Here is a 14,905-nt window from a genome sequence, read left to right on the forward strand (position 1 = left end):
CATGGGTAGCTTGGATGCAAGGCAAACCTGGCCCTCGCAAGCAAGCCCTTCACCTGACCATTAATGGAGTATCGACATGAGCAATCTTCAAGGTAAAGTCGCCGTCATCACGGGCGGCAGCAGCGGCATCGGCCTGGCAACGGCGCAACGTTTCGTCAAGGAAGGCGCGTACGTCTACATCACCGGCCGCCGCCAATCCGAGCTGGACAAGGCAGTCGCACTGATCGGCAACAACGTCACCGCCGTGCAAGGCGACGTCACCAGCCTGCCCGACCTGGACCGCCTGTACGCCACCATCCAGGCCGAAAAAGGCCAGCTCGACATCGTGGTGGCCAACTCCGGCATCGTGGAACCAAAGTCGACCGCTGACGCGAACGAAACGCACTTCGACAAGACCTTCAACATCAATGCCAAAGGCGTGTTCTACACCGTGCAAAAAGCCTTGCCACTGATCAGCAATGGCGGCGCCATCATCGTGGTCTCGTCCATCGTCTCGTCCAAGGGTTTCCCTGGCTACGCCACCTACAGCGCCACCAAGGCGGCAGTGCGTTCCTTCGTCCGTACCTGGACCATGGAACTGAAAGAACGCGGCATCCGCGTCAACACCGTGAGCCCAGGACCGGTCGACACACCGATGATCGACAGCCAGGCTGAGAGCAAGGAAGGCGCCGACCAGGTACGTGCCTTCTTCGCTACCCAGGTGCCTCTGGGCCGCATGGGTCAGGCAGACGAAATCGCTGCTGCTGCCCTGTTCCTGGCGTCCGATGAAAGCAGCTATATCGCCGGTATCGATTTGCCAGTGGACGGCGGCATGGCGCAGGTTTAAGCATGATCGGGCACTTGCATCTGACAGGGTGCAAGTGCTGGTTTGTCTACACCCCGTACAACCAACACAACAGGAACCATCATGTCCCTCTCCATGTACGATGCGTCCATCCCGGTATTGATCCGCGGCCTGGCCATCATGTCCCACTATCTCGACAAGGCAGCAGCCTATGCGATCGAAAAGAATATTCCCGTCTCGGTGCTGCTACAGGCGCGCCTGGCGCCGGACATGCTGCCACTGGCTGGCCAGGTGCAACGCGCCAGCGACAACGCCAAGGGTGGTGCGGCTCGCCTGGCAGGGATCACCGGCCCCAACTTCGCCGATACCGAAACCACGCTCGAAGAGTTACAGGAACGCGTGGCCAAGACCGTCGCTTTCCTTGAAACGATCACGCCGGAACAACTGGAAGGCAGCGAGAGCCGTAGCAACGAGCTGCGCTTTCGCAGCATCAACGGCGTCATGCGCGGCGATGTCTATCTGCTGAGTTTTTTGCTGCCGAACTTTTTCTTCCACATTACGACCGCGCACGACATCCTGCGCCACAACGGCTGCCAGCTCAACAAGCGCGACTACATCGGCTCCGACAGCCTGAGCTACGTCAATCCGCCAGTAACCAGCTTCTTTGGCTGGCACCCCGCCGGCACGGCCACTTTAAAATAGCGGGCTTTTTTTCTCGCCGAGCTGATCCAACCGCCCCTGCCCTGCTTGCGCCTCGTTCAGCAAGGCAAGCCAGTCGTCCGGCGGATATCCACTTGCCAGCATCTTGCGGAACACCCGGTAAGCATCATCGTCGCTTTCATAAGCGCGCTTGGTATCAAGATCGTTGACCCAGGCGTACACGATGATTTTGCTTTCCAGGTGGTAGCGAAAAAATAGCCGATATTGCTGAAAGAACTTGGCGCGGAACCAGTGCGTATGATGGCCACCCAGGGTATGGCCCTGGCGGTATTCGGAACGTGTCGGATCTTGCGGAATCACATCAAAAGCCAGCCTGGCGATGGCGGCAAGACGTTTGCTTGCATTCTTGTTTGCATAGCCCAGCGGATCTTTCAGACGCAAGCTTTCCACTTTCCGTATCAAGGCTTCCAGCGCGTCAAGAAACAAGGGATGGGCAAAAATAGTCCAGCCATTGACGACCAGCGGCTTGGTCCTCAGCGGCATTACTCGTCGTCCTCAAGCAAGGAGGCATCCAGATCGACGTCCACCTGACCGACCAGCGCATCAATACGGGCAAGCAAGGCCGTATCGACGGCGCTTATCCGCTCAGGATGCCGGGCAATGTCAACCGCCAGAAAGCTCAAAAACTGATCCAGCACAGGATCAGCCTCATCGGGCGGCACGGCACGGGCAATCACCACCGTACCATCCGGACGTATCGTGTATTGCAACTTGTCGCGTTTGCCCAGCTTGAGCGCACGGCGCACGGGTTCCGGAACGGTCGTCTGGTAACGATCCGTGAGCGTCGACTCGGCTTCCAGCGCAGCATTCATGGTAATCATCTCAAGGATAGGGACAGTGTCAATGGTAATGCAAATGCATTACCAAGTCAATTGACACAACTCAGTCGCTTCCATTTAAATTATTTAATGAACACCCCTAAAGATGAAATTAAATATATACTTAACACATAAAATATACGCATAATATCAAACAGAGGATTCTATGACGCTCCCGCATCTCAAGAAGCACCGACTTCTGGCAGGACTAACGCAGGCTGAAGTCGCCATCGCCATGGGGATTGCCCAACCGAGCTATCAGCGCTGGGAAACAGGCGCCACAAAAATTCCAAAAAACAGTATCCGTAAGTTAGCGAAAGTCCTTGGAACAACTATCGCAGAAATTGAAGGTACGCCTCTGCCGTTTGACTATTTGGGTATTCAACAGAATGGAGATGGGGCTCGCAGTTACTTCGGCGAAATTGTTATTCATTTTAATTCGGGAAATCCATCCCTGTTACTTCCAATCTCTGAGAAGGAACGTGATCGCCTGTACTCGCAGCTAGAAGAAACAGGAAGTGGATTTTCCGTTGAAAGCCTGGACAATCAAGTGATCTATGTCAGGCGGGCAGCCGTTACAGATATCTTTTTATCAAGCGACGCCTATGACGACTACGGACCTGAACATGGCAGCTACGAACATCATTTGGGTATTTATCCTGATGACGATTTTTGGCATATCGTCGAATTCTTTGAAGATCCGACATTTGTAGAAGAAGACTACGGGTTGCAGCGAACCAAGGAGGTATTTGAAAAGATATCGCTTAGTGAGGAAGACCTCAACGATCTAGTCGCTAAAGGGCATGTAACGGAGGACTCCCGTGCAGAAGTTAGAGAAGAAGCGGACAAGCGTACAGCAGCATTTTATGCGCGCGCAACTACGGTGACTTGGCAACTATCATCGGGAAAAAAGCGCCAAGAATACATTGATAGCAACCAGACAATTTCTGATATGTTCAGTATGTTGGAACGTGCGGCCGATGATGAGAAACACATGATCTGCTTACCAGCTGAAGGCTATCACCGATCCATCTTCATCAATCCGACAGCAATCGACTTTATTTCTGTTCCTGCACACAAATTGAGAGATGGTTTTTTAACAAGCATAGAAAATGATATGGATTCACAATGATGTTCGCTTAATTGATTGGCGTCGAATAGTGGCAATCTTTACTTAAGATAAACGAGTAATAGCGGCAAACACCGTCACGTCACTAACACCACAGCAATACCAAAGTCAGTTACTCCTGCCACAAGCGCCGCGCATGTTTGGCACGCCCCGCAGCCGCGAACCGGCACAGGTATCCAGGTAAATAATTTCCACGCCGCACAAGAACATGGCATTTTGCTATTCTGCGGTATGATTTCCGATCAAGCGGCTGTGCCCGGCACCTGCCCTGTCCGCCCCTCTCTTCCAGCTCCGCCACGCTTGCGTAGCCATTCTGCCTAAGGAACTTTTATGTTCGGTTTTAACTTGCGTGTCGCCAAGATGATATGGACGACTTTCCTGGTCGCCCTGCTGCTGTACCTGACTTACCGTGTTGCATCGACTCTGATCGTGGTGGTGTTTGCCATTTTCTTCAGCTATCTCGTGTATCCACTGATCGAGCTGCTGGAACGGTATGGACCGAAACGGCTGCCGCGCACGGCGGCCATCGGCATCGTATTTCTCGTCGTCATCTTGCTGGTGGCGATACTGGGTTCCATCTTCGGCACCCGTATCGAAGAGGAAGCGACCAAACTCAGCGCGCAGCTGCCGACCTTGCTCAAAGGTAGTAACTTTGCCGAGCGCATCCCTTTGCCGGAATTCATGGAACCTTTGCGCGCCCGCCTGCTATCTTTCATTCAGGAACAATTGAGCAGCGGCACCGGCCAAGCCATGCCCCTGGCCAAGGAACTGGGCTTGACGGTGATGCATGCGGCCAGCAACCTGATCTATCTGGTGCTGGTGCCCGTGCTGAGCTTTTTGCTGATCAAGGAAGGCCCGGACATGCGCGACGGCTTGCTGTCCTTGCTGAACCGCCCCAACAAGAAACTATGGGGCGCCATCATTGAAGACCTCGACATCTTGCTGTCGCGCTATGTGCGCGCCTTGCTGCTGCTGTCGATCGCCACCTTTATTTGCTACAGCGTGGTCTTTTCACTGATGGGCGTACCATACAGCCTGCTGCTGGCCGGCGCCGCTGCCTTGCTGGAATTCATCCCGTTTGCCGGTCCGCTGGCGGCAGCGATCCTGGCCGTCGTCGTGGCTGGCTTCAGCGGTTTCGACCACGTGTTCTGGCTGATCGGCTTTATCGCCGCCTACCGCCTGTTCCAGGATTATGTGCTTAATCCGTATCTGATGAGCGAAGGCGTGGAAGTGAGTCCGCTGATGGTGATCGTGGGCTTGCTGGCCGGCGACCAGCTCGGTGGCGTAGTCGGCATCTTCCTTTCGGTACCGGTAATGGCGGCGATCAAGATCGTCTTCGTTCGCGCCCGGGCCGCCTTGCAGCTACGCCATGATGCGATGGAGAAAGCAGAGCTGGCGGCGGCGGAAAGGCGCGCCAAAGAAGCTGAAAAAGCGGCGGCGCTGCAAGACAAGCCTGGTGGCGCCGCGCTGGATCTTTAACTTAATGCATTAAAACTCTTCCCACTCGCCGCTGCTGTCGGCTACCGCTTTGGCGGCACGCTGCTTGACCGCCAGTTTTTTGGCGGGGCTGGGCAGCGGCGCACGCGGGGCTGGCGTGGTGGCTAGCGGCTTGCGCACTGCAGCTTCCACGCCGCGGTGTCCGGCGTCAACCTTGAAGATGCTGACCATCGCGGCCAGCTCTGCCGCCTGATCCTGCATCGCGGCCGAGGCAGCCGCCGCTTCTTCCACCAGCGCCGCATTCTGCTGCGTCACGGTATCCATTTCCGCCACGGCCTGGTTGATCTGGCCGATGCCCATTTCCTGCTCGCGGCCGGCAGCGCTGATCTCGGCCATGATGTCGGTCACGCGGCGGATACTGGCGACGATTTCTTCCATCGTACTGCCCGTCTGGCTGACCAGCTCGCTACCTGCATCCACGTTCTGCACCGACGCTTCGATAAGCAGCTTGATATCCTTGGCCGCACTGGCCGAGCGGTGCGCCAGGTTGCGCACTTCGGTAGCGACCACGGCAAAACCGCGCCCCTGTTCACCCGCACGCGCCGCTTCCACGGCCGCGTTCAAGGCCAGGATATTCGTCTGGAAGGCGATGCCGTCGATCACGCCGATAATGTCGGCAATCTTTTTCGACGAGGCGCTGATGGTGCCCATGGTGGTGACTACCTGCGCCACCAGCGCACCACCCTTGACGGCCACGTCGGAGGCGGACACAGCCAGTTGATTGGCCTGGCGCGCATTGTCCGAATTCTGCTTGACAGTCGAGGTCAGCTCTTCCAGCGAGGAAGCGGTTTCTTCCAGGCTGGACGCTTGCTGTTCCGTGCGGCTCGACAAATCAAGGTTGCCCGAAGCAATTTCATTGCTGGCTGTGGCGATCGCGCCGCTGCCATCGCGCACGCCGCGCACCGTGTTCGACAAGCGCTCCTGCATCTTCTGCAAGCCATCCAGTAATTGTCCCATTTCATCGCGGCGCGCGATGACGATGGTATTGGCCAGGTTGCCTTCGGCAATCGCGCCGAAGTGGCGCAGGGCCTGATCCAGCGGGCCAAAGATGGCGCGCAGCAAGAGCACGCTGGAGATGATGATCAACAACACGCCGATCACCAGGCCGCCGATGGCCATCGCCACCTGACTGCGGTAACGGGCCTGGCTATCGTTATACAGTTGTTGCGCCGAGGTCAGCTGGAAATCGGTCAGCGTGACGGCAGCCGCTTCGGCTGCGCGCGACAGGGGCAGCACATCGACCATCATCATGCGGTCCACCTGCTCATTCTTTCCTTCACGCAGGGCCTTGACCATGGCCAGCAAGCCATTGTTGATGTAGTCACCGCGCTTCTTGTCCAGGTCATCGGACAAACGTTTTTCATCCGTGTTTTGCGGCAGCGCCAGATACACTTTCCAGGCCTTGTTGGACGTCTCAACAAACTGCTCCGCGCGCCCCAGCGTATCCTTGGCATCGGGCGCGTCGGGATGGAGCAGCACCCGGTCCATCGTGAAGCGGGCGCGGCCCAGCGCAATCTGCGATTCGCCGATCGCCTGCGTGGAAGCGAGCTGGTTGGTGTACACCTCGTTCAAGCTGCCATTGGCTGCCTTCAGGCCGATGATGCTCATGGCGCCCAGGACAGCGATCAGCAGCCCCAGCACAGTCATGGTGACGATCAGGCGCATCTTTATTGTAATTCTGGAGAACATGCAATTTTTCCTAGGGTAAGGGCGCAACTATCCCCGCGTTTCTCCAGCAAAAAAGAAACGTCAAATGGACGAGGATTTGAATGACTTGTTCAGGGCAAACACCGGTCGATGGAGCGTCTGCGGCAGCAGGGGGAAAGGCGGCCCGCTCAGATCGATAAGGAGAAAAATCAGGGTAACGGGGTAGAGGTTGACCCGGTTTTTATTTCCTGATTTCAAGATACAGGGAAACATTATCAGTAGCAATATTCACCATCAATTTTCACACATTGTCACACTAGACTGATGTTTTTTAAGCAGAATGGCGCTCCGGGGTCGTAGCGGAACGCCATTTATGCTATTTAAATTAAAACGTGCTTTGCTGAACACCCGATACGTTTGCGCGCCGCGCAAACAAGGGTTGCTGCACCGTTTGCGCCAGCAGCACGCCCAGCAGCGAGATGCCGCCACCGATCAAATGATAGCCACGCATGCTTTCATGTAACCAGACGATGGCCAGTAATGCCGTCAGTATGGGCAACAGATTAACGTAGATGCTGCAACGGTTGGGGCCCAGCAACTTCACGCCCTGTATCCACAGAAACGATAAAACAATGGACGAGCCTATGCCCGCGTAGGCGATCAGCGGCAAGGTGGTGGCGTCGAGCGCGGCATGGCCAGCCGGCAGCAGCAGGAAAAACGGCAGCATGCACAACAGCGCTGCCAGCGCCTGGCAATAAATCATTTGCCAGGGTGGCACGGATAAACGCCAGCGGCGCAGCAAGACACCGTACAGGGCAAAGATCAAGGTGGCCAGCAGCATCAGTCCATCACCCGCATGCACGCCTTCGTGCAGCAGCGCCAGCACATCGCCGCGTCCGACCAGGTACAGCAAACCGCCAAACGACAGCAGGCCGCCGGCCGCCATGCCGACCGTCAGGCGCTCGCCCAGCAGCAGCACGCTGAGGATGGCTGTCATCAAGGGCGCCAGGGCCGTGACGATGGCCATATTGGTGGCAGTGGTGCTATCGGCCGCCCGGTAAGACAAGCTCTGGAACAGCGCCATCGACATCAGGCCGCAGACGGCCAGCTGCCACCACTGGCGGCAGATCGCGGCACGGTTGGACCACAGCGGGCGGATGATGAAGGGCGTCATTACCAGCAACACCAGCACCAGCCGGTAAAAGGTGATGGCCGTGGGGGCGATGCTGGCGGCGGCCAGCTTGGACACGACCACATTGCCGGCCCACAGCAACATGGCAAGGAAGGGATATATATATGCACGGACAGGCATTGTCAGGCTCCAGGAATAATGGAAAACCATCATGCCGCAACCGTGGCGCGCCTTCTCGCGTTAAGATGTCTACACCTATCGCAAAAGTGACATATCGTGCAAATTGCTGATTACCAAGTCCTGATCCCCGTGAACACGCGTGCCATGGCGCTGGCTGTCGATTATCCGCATGGCCACGTGATTTCCGTGCACCGGCATACGCATGCACAGCTGATCTATGCCACCGATGGCGTGATGACCATCGCAACGCAAGACGGCCGCTGGGTGGTGCCACCCACGCGCGGCGTGTGGCTGCAGGCGGGCGTGGAACACCAGATACGCATGAGTGGCGAGGTCAAGATGCGCACGGTGTTCGTCGATTGCGCCCACTCCCCCTTGTTGCCGCGCCATAGCTGCGTGCTGGAGGTCAGCCCCCTGCTGCGCCAGCTGATCCTGGCGGCCATCGATATCGTGCCCGGCTTCACGGAAGGGGGCCGCGACTGGCATTTGCTGCAACTGCTGTTGCACGAACTCGACAGCCTGCCCGTGCTGCCCCTGTATTTGCCGGTGCCGACCGACCCGCGCCTGCGCAGCGTGTGCAGCGAGCTGATGGCCAGGCCGGGCGAGCATGCGACGGTGGATGACTGGGCCGGGCAACTGGGCATTACCGCGCGCAGCCTGCACCGCTTATTCCAGAAACAGACGGGCATGCGCTTTGGTCACTGGCGCCAGCAGGCAAGATTGCTGCGGGCGCTCGAGCAACTGGCGCGCGGCGGCAAGGTGATCGACGTGGCGCTGGACAATGGCTACACCAGCCAGAGCGCATTTGCTGCCATGTTCAAAAAGCATTTCGGCACCACGCCGACGGCGTTTTACCAGCCGACCTCCTCCGTAGCCAAAAAAAATGCTGCTATGCATCAATAAACATGGGCGATTGCCGAAGCGCTTGATATCATCGCAAGCCTGATGAACCGCACCCATCCCGGTGACGGTTTCCCCCTTCTTTCGGCACCAACATGACACAGAATTTCTTCCAGACCTTTATTTTGCTCTTGCTCGTTACCGATCCGTTCGGCAATGTTTCCCTTTTCGTCAATGCCTTGAAACGTGTTCCTGTCGAGCGCCGCTGGAAAGTTGTCGTGCGCGAATGCATGATCGCCTTCGGTATCTTGCTGTTGTTTATGTTCTTTGGCCGCCACTTCCTGAAAGCCATGCAATTGTCGGAAGTCGCGCTGCGCATCGGCGGCGGCGTGATCCTGTTCCTGATCGCCATGCGCATGGTGTTTCCGCAACCGAGCAATGGCAATAACGACCACGACATCGGCGACGAACCGTTCATCGTGCCGCTGGCCATTCCCGCGCTGGCTGGCCCTTCCGCGCTGGCGACCGTACTGCTGTTTTCCTCGCATGAAATGAGCGAAGTGGTCGCCCACGTGGCGGGCCTGACGGCAGTGGCCATGGTCTGGCTGGCCGTCTTCCTGTGCGCCGAACGATTGCAACGGGCGCTGGGTCCGCGCGTGATGACCGCTTTCGAGCGCCTGATGGGCTTGATCCTGACGGCGATGGCGATCGAAATGCTGCTGGCCGGCATACGCGTCTTCCTGAAATCCGTCTGATAACGCCTATCAAAACCTACTGCGCGTCGCGATTTGCAGCCTGCGATGCTCACTGTGCCTGCGCACAGTTCCGCTTCTCAGCCGCAACTAGCTTCCGCTCGCTACGGTTTTGTTAGGCGTTGTAAGACTACGCGATACCGATCGACTATTCCGCCGTCCCAAGCATCTGCAGGGACGGCACCCGGTAGCGCCAGGCCTTGAACACGATCACCACCAGCGCCAGCACGGCAAACAGCACGCCGCTGGCGATCGCCCCCTGCATGCCGTAGCGGGCAATCGCCATACCACCGGCCAGCGCGCCCACCGTCACGCCCAGGTTGATGGCGGCGATATACACGCCGATGGCAAACGCGGGCGCTTCCTGCGCTTCGCCGCTGAGCCACACTTGCGTGACGATCAGCCCGCTTGTATGGGCCGCGCCCCAGAACAGCGCCAGCACGGCCAAACCAGCCCAGCCCATGTCCGCTCCCGCATAGCGGTATAGCAGCCCATATGCCAGGCCCAGCAGGATCGGCTGCAACAGCACCGTGCGCAATACGTGCATGCCCAGCAAACGGCCCGCCAGCAAGTTGCCAGCCACGCCGCCCACCCCAAATACCACCAGGATCAAGCCCGTCTGGCGCGCACTCAAGCCCGTCACCTGCTCCAGGTAGGCGGCTGCATACGCATACACGGAAAACATGGCGGCAAACACCAGCACGGCAGCGATGATATTGAGCCATAGCGCGCCCTTGCGCAGGATGGCCAGCTGGTGGCCATAGGCCATGGGTTTTTCCTGAGGCGCATCGGGTAGATAACGCCACACTCCCAGCGCGGCAAGCGCATTGACCAGGGCGCAGGCGAGGAACGATGCCTCATAACCATACTGGGCCGCAATCCAGGTGGTGAGCGGAATACCCAGCACCATGCCCAGGCTGGTACCGACAAAGGCATGCGCACTGGCCCGCGCCGCTTGCTGCGGCGGATACAGGGTCGCAGCCGCTACCATCGCCAGCGAAAAATACACAGGGTGAAACAGCGCCGGCACCATGCGCAGCGCCAGCAACCATTCAAAACGGGGCGCATACGCTGAAATCAGGCTGGTCAGCGCAAACACGCACAGCGAGACCAGCAGCACGCGCTTGCGGCGCCAGCGCGTGGCCAGCAAGACCAGGAAAGGACCACCCACCGCGATCACCAGTGCAAACAGGCTGACCAGCCAGCCGGCTTGCGCGGCCGTCACCTGGAAACGCTGCATAATCATCGGCAAGATACCGACCACGCCAAACTCGATGCAATACAGGCCAAACAAGCCCAGCGCGAGAAAAACAATCGGCTGCGGGCGCATCATGGTTTTTCCTGCACGCCATACACAGCCTGGCACAGTTCCCCTACGAACGCTCCCGCCATGCCTTCGAGCGCCGTATTGGTGAACGCCACCACCGATAACTCACGGGCAGGATCGACAAACCACGAATGGCCATAGGTGCCGCCCATGCGCCAGGTACCGGCCGCCTCCGGCGTGGCCGCCAAATGCGGATAGTTCAGCACGGTAAAGCCCAGGCCGAAACCACGGCCGGGCCAGAATGGCAGTTCAAAGTGACTCGTCTGGCTGGCGCCCAATTGCTCGACCAGGCTGGACGGCAACAAGGGCGCGCCACCCAGGCGCAGCGTTTCCAGCAAGCGCATGAAATCATCGGCTGAACCTACCATGCCGGCCCCACCCGAAGCATGGGCTTGTTCATTCAGGGCGCGCGCCGGCGACAAGCGAAAGCCCGCCATGCCATCCAGGAACGGTAAATGATCGTCGCCCACATCCAATAAGCGGCGCGGCTGCGCATCGGGCGCCGTACGGTCGGCATAGGCTACCGCCAGGCGCGCCGGGTCCACGGCGATAAAACCTGTGTCGTGCATGGCCAGCGGCGCCGTCACCAGAGAGCGCACCGCCTGCGCCAGTGGCAAGCCGCTGGCGTGCTCGATCACGGCGCCCAGCACATCGGTGGCGATCGAATACGCCCAGCGCTCACCCGGTGCATAAGCCAGCGGCACGCTGGCCAGGCGGCGCAGATTATCTTCCAGCGTCATGACAGCCGCATCCATGCCGTCCGACACGCCCGCCTGCGCATACGGGCCACCGGGCGGCTGGAAAAAGCCATAGTCCAGGCCTGCCGTATGCGTGAGCAAATGGCGCACGGTGATCTGCGCCACGGCGCCGTCAGGCTGGCGCGGCTGGAAATACGGCAGCCAGCGGGCCACCAGGTCATCGAGACCCAAACGGCCCTGGCCCACCAGCGCCAGCGCGGCGGTCGAGACGATGGGTTTGCTGACAGACGCCAGGCGGAACAGCGCATCGCCGCGCATGGGAAGTTGCGCTTCACGGTCCAGGTAACCGGCGGCACGCCGGTAAATTTCGCGGCCCTGGTGGCGCACCAGCACTACCGCGCCCACCAGGCGCTGCTGCTGCACGACGGTATCGAGCAGGGTATCGATGCGGGATGACAGATTGACGGGAGAAAGATCGATGGTCATGACTAGCCTTGTAAAAGTACAGGCTGACAGCGTAAAACTATCGTCATCAAAGAAAAATGGGCTATAGTTTCTTTCACAGCGGACGTTGACATCCGCAATCGAAAGAACACATTGGATAATCTGGCAGGGTTCACGGCTTTCGTGCAGGCGGCGGAAACGCGCAGTTTCGTGGCGGCCGGGCGCGTGCTGGGCATCTCGGCGTCGGCCATCGGCAAGAGCATAGCGCGGCTGGAAGAGCGCCTCGGCGTACGCCTGTTTCACCGCAATACGCGCAGCATCACGCTGACCAGCGAAGGCAGTGTGTTCCTGGAACGTTGCCGGCGCATCCTCGGCGAAATCGAAGCGGCCGAGCTGGAACTGTCGAACAGCAAGAATGCGCCGCAGGGGCGTTTGAAAGTGAGCCTGCCGCTGGTGGGCAGCTTGCTCAATCCCGTGCTGGCAGCCTTCGCCCACGCTTATCCGCAAGTGGAACTGGAGCTCGATTTTACGGACCGCCGGGTCGACGTGATCGAGGAAGGCTATGACGCCGTGGTGCGGGCCGGCGAAAGCGCCGACAGCCGTTTGATGAGCCGGCAACTGGGCCTGTTCCAGCTGCAGCTCGTGGCCTCGCCCGCCTACCTGGCCCGGCATGGCGCGCCAGCCGCGCCGGCAGACCTGGCCCGGCACACTTGTTTGCTGTATAAATTTCCCAGCAGCGGCAAGATCGAAGCCTGGCCGCTGCCGGCATGGAGCGGCTTGCTGGCGGCTGGCTTGCCCACCGTTCTCAGCTGCAACAATGTCGAGACTTTGCTGCACTTTGCCGAAAGCGGCCTGGGGATCGCCGCCCTGCCCGACTTTGCCGTGCGCGCCGCGCGCGAGGCCGGCCGCCTGTTGCCCGTGCTGGCGCAGCATACGCAGCACACCGGCGCTTTCCGCATCCTGTGGCCCGGCAGCCGCCATGTGTCACCCAAGCTGCGCGCCTTGATCGACTTCCTGGCGGAGCACGTTTTCCAAAAAGGCTGAGTTCGCTTCAGCACCTCTCTCGTTGTTTCCATACGACAAGCTATTTCATTTGCTGCCGATCTTCCAATTTTTATTAGATTGACAGCAATTAACAGTATTGCCACACGGAATTTTCAGGAACAATTATGGCCTGGCCTCGCTACGTATAAACCCGTAGCGCCCTGGCGTCACAAGCAGGTATTCCTCTTTATTCCAGAAACACGAAAGCAATCATGTCACTTACACATTATAAAATCGGCACCCGCCTGGGAATTGGATTTGCAGTCGTCCTGGGCTTGCTGGTCGCCGTATTGCTGGTCGGCCTGTATTCCATGGCGAAATTGAGCGGCCGCACGCATGACATCGTTGAAGACAAGAACGTCAAAACGGCGCTGGCCAATACCATGAGCGACAACGTGCGCAACATCACCCTGGCCATCACCAGCCTGGTGGTGGCGCCCACGGATGCGCTGGTGCAAACGGAACAAACAAAGATAGGCGAGGCGCGCCAGCACTATGGCGCGGCCAAGGAACAATTACTCAAGCAAGTAGTGACCGGCCAGGAAGCCGCACTGATGAGCGAACTCGATGCCGCCCTGAAAGCGGGCGCACCGTTGAACAATAAGGTGATCGAACTGCGCAAGGCAGGCCAGACGGAAGAAGCGGCCGGCGTCCTGACCCAGCAAGCCGCGCCGGCCCTGAAAAGGGTGCTCGACACACTCGACAAGCTGGTCGCCTATGAAGGCGAGCAAGTGGCAGAGGCGGCGGCCGAGGCCGAAACACTGAGCAACAGCGCGCGCACCGCCATGATTACCCTGGGCAGCGTTGCCGTGCTGGCCGGCGCCTTTGTTGCCTGGGTCATTACGCGCTCGATCACGCAGCCGATCAACGCCGCCGTGGCCGTGGCCGAAACGGTAGCGTCCGGCGATTTGTCATCGCAGATCGTCGTCAACTCCAGCGATGAAACAGGCCGCTTGCTGCAAGCGCTGAAAACCATGAACGACAGCTTGCTGGGCGTGGTGGCGCAAGTACGCCAGGGCACGGATGCCATCGCCACCGCATCGAGCGAAATTGCAGCCGGCAATTACGACCTGTCGTCGCGCACGGAAGAGCAAGCCAGTTCGCTGGAAGAGACCGCGTCCTCGATGGAAGAGCTGACCTCGACCGTGAAACAGAATGCGGACAATGCACGCCAGGCCAACCAGCTGGCCAAAAGCGCGTCCGAAGTGGCCGTGCGCGGCGGCCATATCGTCTCGCAAGTGGTCGATACCATGGGCAGCATCAATGCCTCGTCGCGCAAGATCGTCGACATCATCGGCGTGATCGACGGCATCGCCTTCCAGACCAATATTCTGGCCCTGAATGCGGCCGTGGAAGCGGCGCGCGCAGGGGAACAGGGACGCGGCTTTGCCGTCGTCGCCACCGAAGTGCGCAACCTGGCCCACCGCTCGGCCTCGGCCGCCAAGGAAATCAAGGAATTGATCGCCGCCTCGGTCAGCAACGTGGACACCGGTTCGCGCCTCGTCAATGAAGCGGGCCAGACCATGGGCGACATCGTCGACAGCATCGTGCGCGTGACCGACATCATGGGCGAGATCACTTCGGCCACGCACGAGCAAACCGTCGGCATCGAGCAAATCAATATGGCGATTGCCCAGATGGACGAAGTCACGCAGCAAAACGCCGCCCTGGTGGAAGAAGCGGCGGCCGCCTCGCACAGCATGCAGGAACAGGCTGGCGAACTGGCCCACGTGGTGGGTTTCTTTAAAACCAGCAATACCGTGACGGCAGCAAAACTGAAAGCCGTACGCAACAGTGCAGCGCCAGCAATCAAGGCAACACCAGCGCCCGTACGCAAGGCCGTTTCCGCCGCGCCAGCCCGCACGAACAACAGCGAATGGGAAGAGTTTTAAC

At 59.0% G+C, this 14,905-nt stretch carries 14 protein-coding genes; 8 read left to right on the forward strand and 6 right to left on the reverse strand.

What is annotated here, in order from left to right; translation table 11 throughout:
• The first annotated feature begins 76 nt into the window (after positions 1-76).
• Both HDE75_RS25950 and HDE75_RS25955 read left to right on the forward strand, forming a co-directional pair.
• Positions 77-826 carry an SDR family NAD(P)-dependent oxidoreductase gene (locus HDE75_RS25950; protein ID WP_183682817.1) on the forward strand — a complete coding sequence of 250 codons (750 nt, stop codon included), beginning with the start codon at positions 77-79 and terminating at the stop codon, positions 824-826.
• An 81-nt stretch (positions 827-907) separates the two neighbouring features.
• Positions 908-1,486 carry a DUF1993 domain-containing protein gene (locus tag HDE75_RS25955; protein ID WP_183682820.1) on the forward strand — a complete coding sequence of 193 codons (579 nt, stop codon included), beginning with the start codon at positions 908-910 and terminating at the stop codon, positions 1,484-1,486.
• Here the strand turns inward: HDE75_RS25955 and HDE75_RS25960 are convergent.
• Both HDE75_RS25960 and HDE75_RS25965 read right to left on the reverse strand, forming a co-directional pair.
• A complete protein-coding gene (locus HDE75_RS25960) occupies positions 1,478-1,987 on the reverse strand; it encodes a type II toxin-antitoxin system YhaV family toxin (RefSeq protein WP_183682823.1) in 510 nt (169 codons plus the stop codon). The two genes, HDE75_RS25955 and HDE75_RS25960, sit on opposite strands and share 9 nt — an antisense overlap.
• Positions 1,987-2,316, reverse strand: coding sequence for a type II toxin-antitoxin system PrlF family antitoxin (locus HDE75_RS25965; protein WP_183682826.1), 330 nt, complete (start codon positions 2,314-2,316; stop codon positions 1,987-1,989). Before HDE75_RS25965 ends, HDE75_RS25960 begins: the two co-directional genes overlap by 1 nt.
• Positions 2,317-2,488: 172 nt before the next feature.
• Here HDE75_RS25965 and HDE75_RS25970 point away from each other — a divergent pair, with 172 nt between their 5' ends.
• Both HDE75_RS25970 and HDE75_RS25975 read left to right on the forward strand, forming a co-directional pair.
• Positions 2,489-3,454: a helix-turn-helix domain-containing protein gene (locus HDE75_RS25970; protein ID WP_183682829.1), complete on the forward strand. Its 966-nt coding sequence runs from the start codon at positions 2,489-2,491 to the stop codon at positions 3,452-3,454.
• A 327-nt stretch (positions 3,455-3,781) separates the two neighbouring features.
• On the forward strand, positions 3,782-4,930 hold the full coding sequence (locus HDE75_RS25975; protein ID WP_183682832.1) for an AI-2E family transporter: 1,149 nt from the start codon (positions 3,782-3,784) through the stop codon (positions 4,928-4,930).
• 9 nt (positions 4,931-4,939) lie between these two features.
• Here the strand turns inward: HDE75_RS25975 and HDE75_RS25980 are convergent, their stop codons facing one another.
• Entirely contained in the window at positions 4,940-6,637 is a 1,698-nt protein-coding gene (locus tag HDE75_RS25980) for a methyl-accepting chemotaxis protein (protein WP_183682835.1), read from the reverse strand.
• Positions 6,638-6,980: 343 nt separating this feature from the next.
• A complete protein-coding gene (locus HDE75_RS25985; RefSeq protein ID WP_183682838.1) occupies positions 6,981-7,907 on the reverse strand; it encodes a DMT family transporter in 927 nt (308 codons plus the stop codon).
• Between the two features lie 96 nt (positions 7,908-8,003).
• Here HDE75_RS25985 and HDE75_RS25990 point away from each other — a divergent pair, with 96 nt between their 5' ends.
• Together HDE75_RS25990 and HDE75_RS25995 are read left to right on the forward strand one after the other, a co-directional pair.
• Positions 8,004-8,810: an AraC family transcriptional regulator gene (locus HDE75_RS25990; RefSeq protein ID WP_311735165.1), complete on the forward strand. Its 807-nt coding sequence runs from the start codon at positions 8,004-8,006 to the stop codon at positions 8,808-8,810.
• Between the two features lie 92 nt (positions 8,811-8,902).
• A complete protein-coding gene (locus HDE75_RS25995) occupies positions 8,903-9,502 on the forward strand; it encodes a MarC family protein (protein ID WP_183682841.1) in 600 nt (199 codons plus the stop codon).
• 145 nt (positions 9,503-9,647) lie between these two features.
• On the opposite strand, the gene HDE75_RS26000 is transcribed toward HDE75_RS25995, so the two are convergent.
• Together HDE75_RS26000 and HDE75_RS26005 are read right to left on the reverse strand one after the other, a co-directional pair.
• Complete coding sequence (locus HDE75_RS26000) at positions 9,648-10,832, reverse strand: MFS transporter (protein WP_183682844.1); 1,185 nt, start codon at positions 10,830-10,832, stop codon at positions 9,648-9,650.
• Positions 10,829-12,010 carry a serine hydrolase domain-containing protein gene (locus HDE75_RS26005; RefSeq protein WP_183682847.1) on the reverse strand — a complete coding sequence of 394 codons (1,182 nt, stop codon included), beginning with the start codon at positions 12,008-12,010 and terminating at the stop codon, positions 10,829-10,831. The genes HDE75_RS26000 and HDE75_RS26005 overlap by 4 nt, the downstream gene beginning before the upstream one ends.
• 111 nt (positions 12,011-12,121) lie before the next feature.
• Here HDE75_RS26005 and HDE75_RS26010 point away from each other — a divergent pair, with 111 nt between their 5' ends.
• On the forward strand, positions 12,122-13,012 hold the full coding sequence (locus HDE75_RS26010; protein ID WP_183682850.1) for a LysR family transcriptional regulator: 891 nt from the start codon (positions 12,122-12,124) through the stop codon (positions 13,010-13,012).
• A 212-nt stretch (positions 13,013-13,224) separates the two neighbouring features.
• Positions 13,225-14,904, forward strand: a complete 1,680-nt coding sequence (locus HDE75_RS26015) for a methyl-accepting chemotaxis protein (RefSeq protein WP_183682853.1) — start codon at positions 13,225-13,227, stop codon at positions 14,902-14,904.
• Position 14,905 lies beyond the last annotated feature (1 nt).

The sequence above is a fragment of the Janthinobacterium silvisoli genome (assembly GCF_014200725.1).
Taxonomy (GTDB): Bacteria; Pseudomonadota; Gammaproteobacteria; order Burkholderiales; family Burkholderiaceae_D; genus Janthinobacterium.

Bases quoted from the DNA above. Each gene is read 5' to 3' on its own strand.
- HDE75_RS25970 (WP_183682829.1), top strand. From the start codon at position 2,489: ATGACGCTCCCGCATCTCAAGAAGCACCGACTTCTGGCAGGACTAACG.
- HDE75_RS25975 (WP_183682832.1), top strand. From the start codon at position 3,782: ATGTTCGGTTTTAACTTGCGTGTCGCCAAGATGATATGGACGACTTTC.
- HDE75_RS25985 (WP_183682838.1), bottom strand. From the start codon at position 7,907: ATGCCTGTCCGTGCATATATATATCCCTTCCTTGCCATGTTGCTGTGG.
- HDE75_RS25955 (WP_183682820.1), top strand. From the start codon at position 908: ATGTCCCTCTCCATGTACGATGCGTCCATCCCGGTATTGATCCGCGGC.
- HDE75_RS25960 (WP_183682823.1), bottom strand. From the start codon at position 1,987: ATGCCGCTGAGGACCAAGCCGCTGGTCGTCAATGGCTGGACTATTTTT.
- HDE75_RS25950 (WP_183682817.1), top strand. From the start codon at position 77: ATGAGCAATCTTCAAGGTAAAGTCGCCGTCATCACGGGCGGCAGCAGC.
- HDE75_RS26015 (WP_183682853.1), top strand. From the start codon at position 13,225: ATGTCACTTACACATTATAAAATCGGCACCCGCCTGGGAATTGGATTT.
- HDE75_RS26000 (WP_183682844.1), bottom strand. From the start codon at position 10,832: ATGATGCGCCCGCAGCCGATTGTTTTTCTCGCGCTGGGCTTGTTTGGC.
- HDE75_RS25995 (WP_183682841.1), top strand. From the start codon at position 8,903: ATGACACAGAATTTCTTCCAGACCTTTATTTTGCTCTTGCTCGTTACC.
- HDE75_RS25965 (WP_183682826.1), bottom strand. From the start codon at position 2,316: ATGAATGCTGCGCTGGAAGCCGAGTCGACGCTCACGGATCGTTACCAG.
- HDE75_RS26005 (WP_183682847.1), bottom strand. From the start codon at position 12,010: ATGACCATCGATCTTTCTCCCGTCAATCTGTCATCCCGCATCGATACC.
- HDE75_RS25980 (WP_183682835.1), bottom strand. From the start codon at position 6,637: ATGTTCTCCAGAATTACAATAAAGATGCGCCTGATCGTCACCATGACT.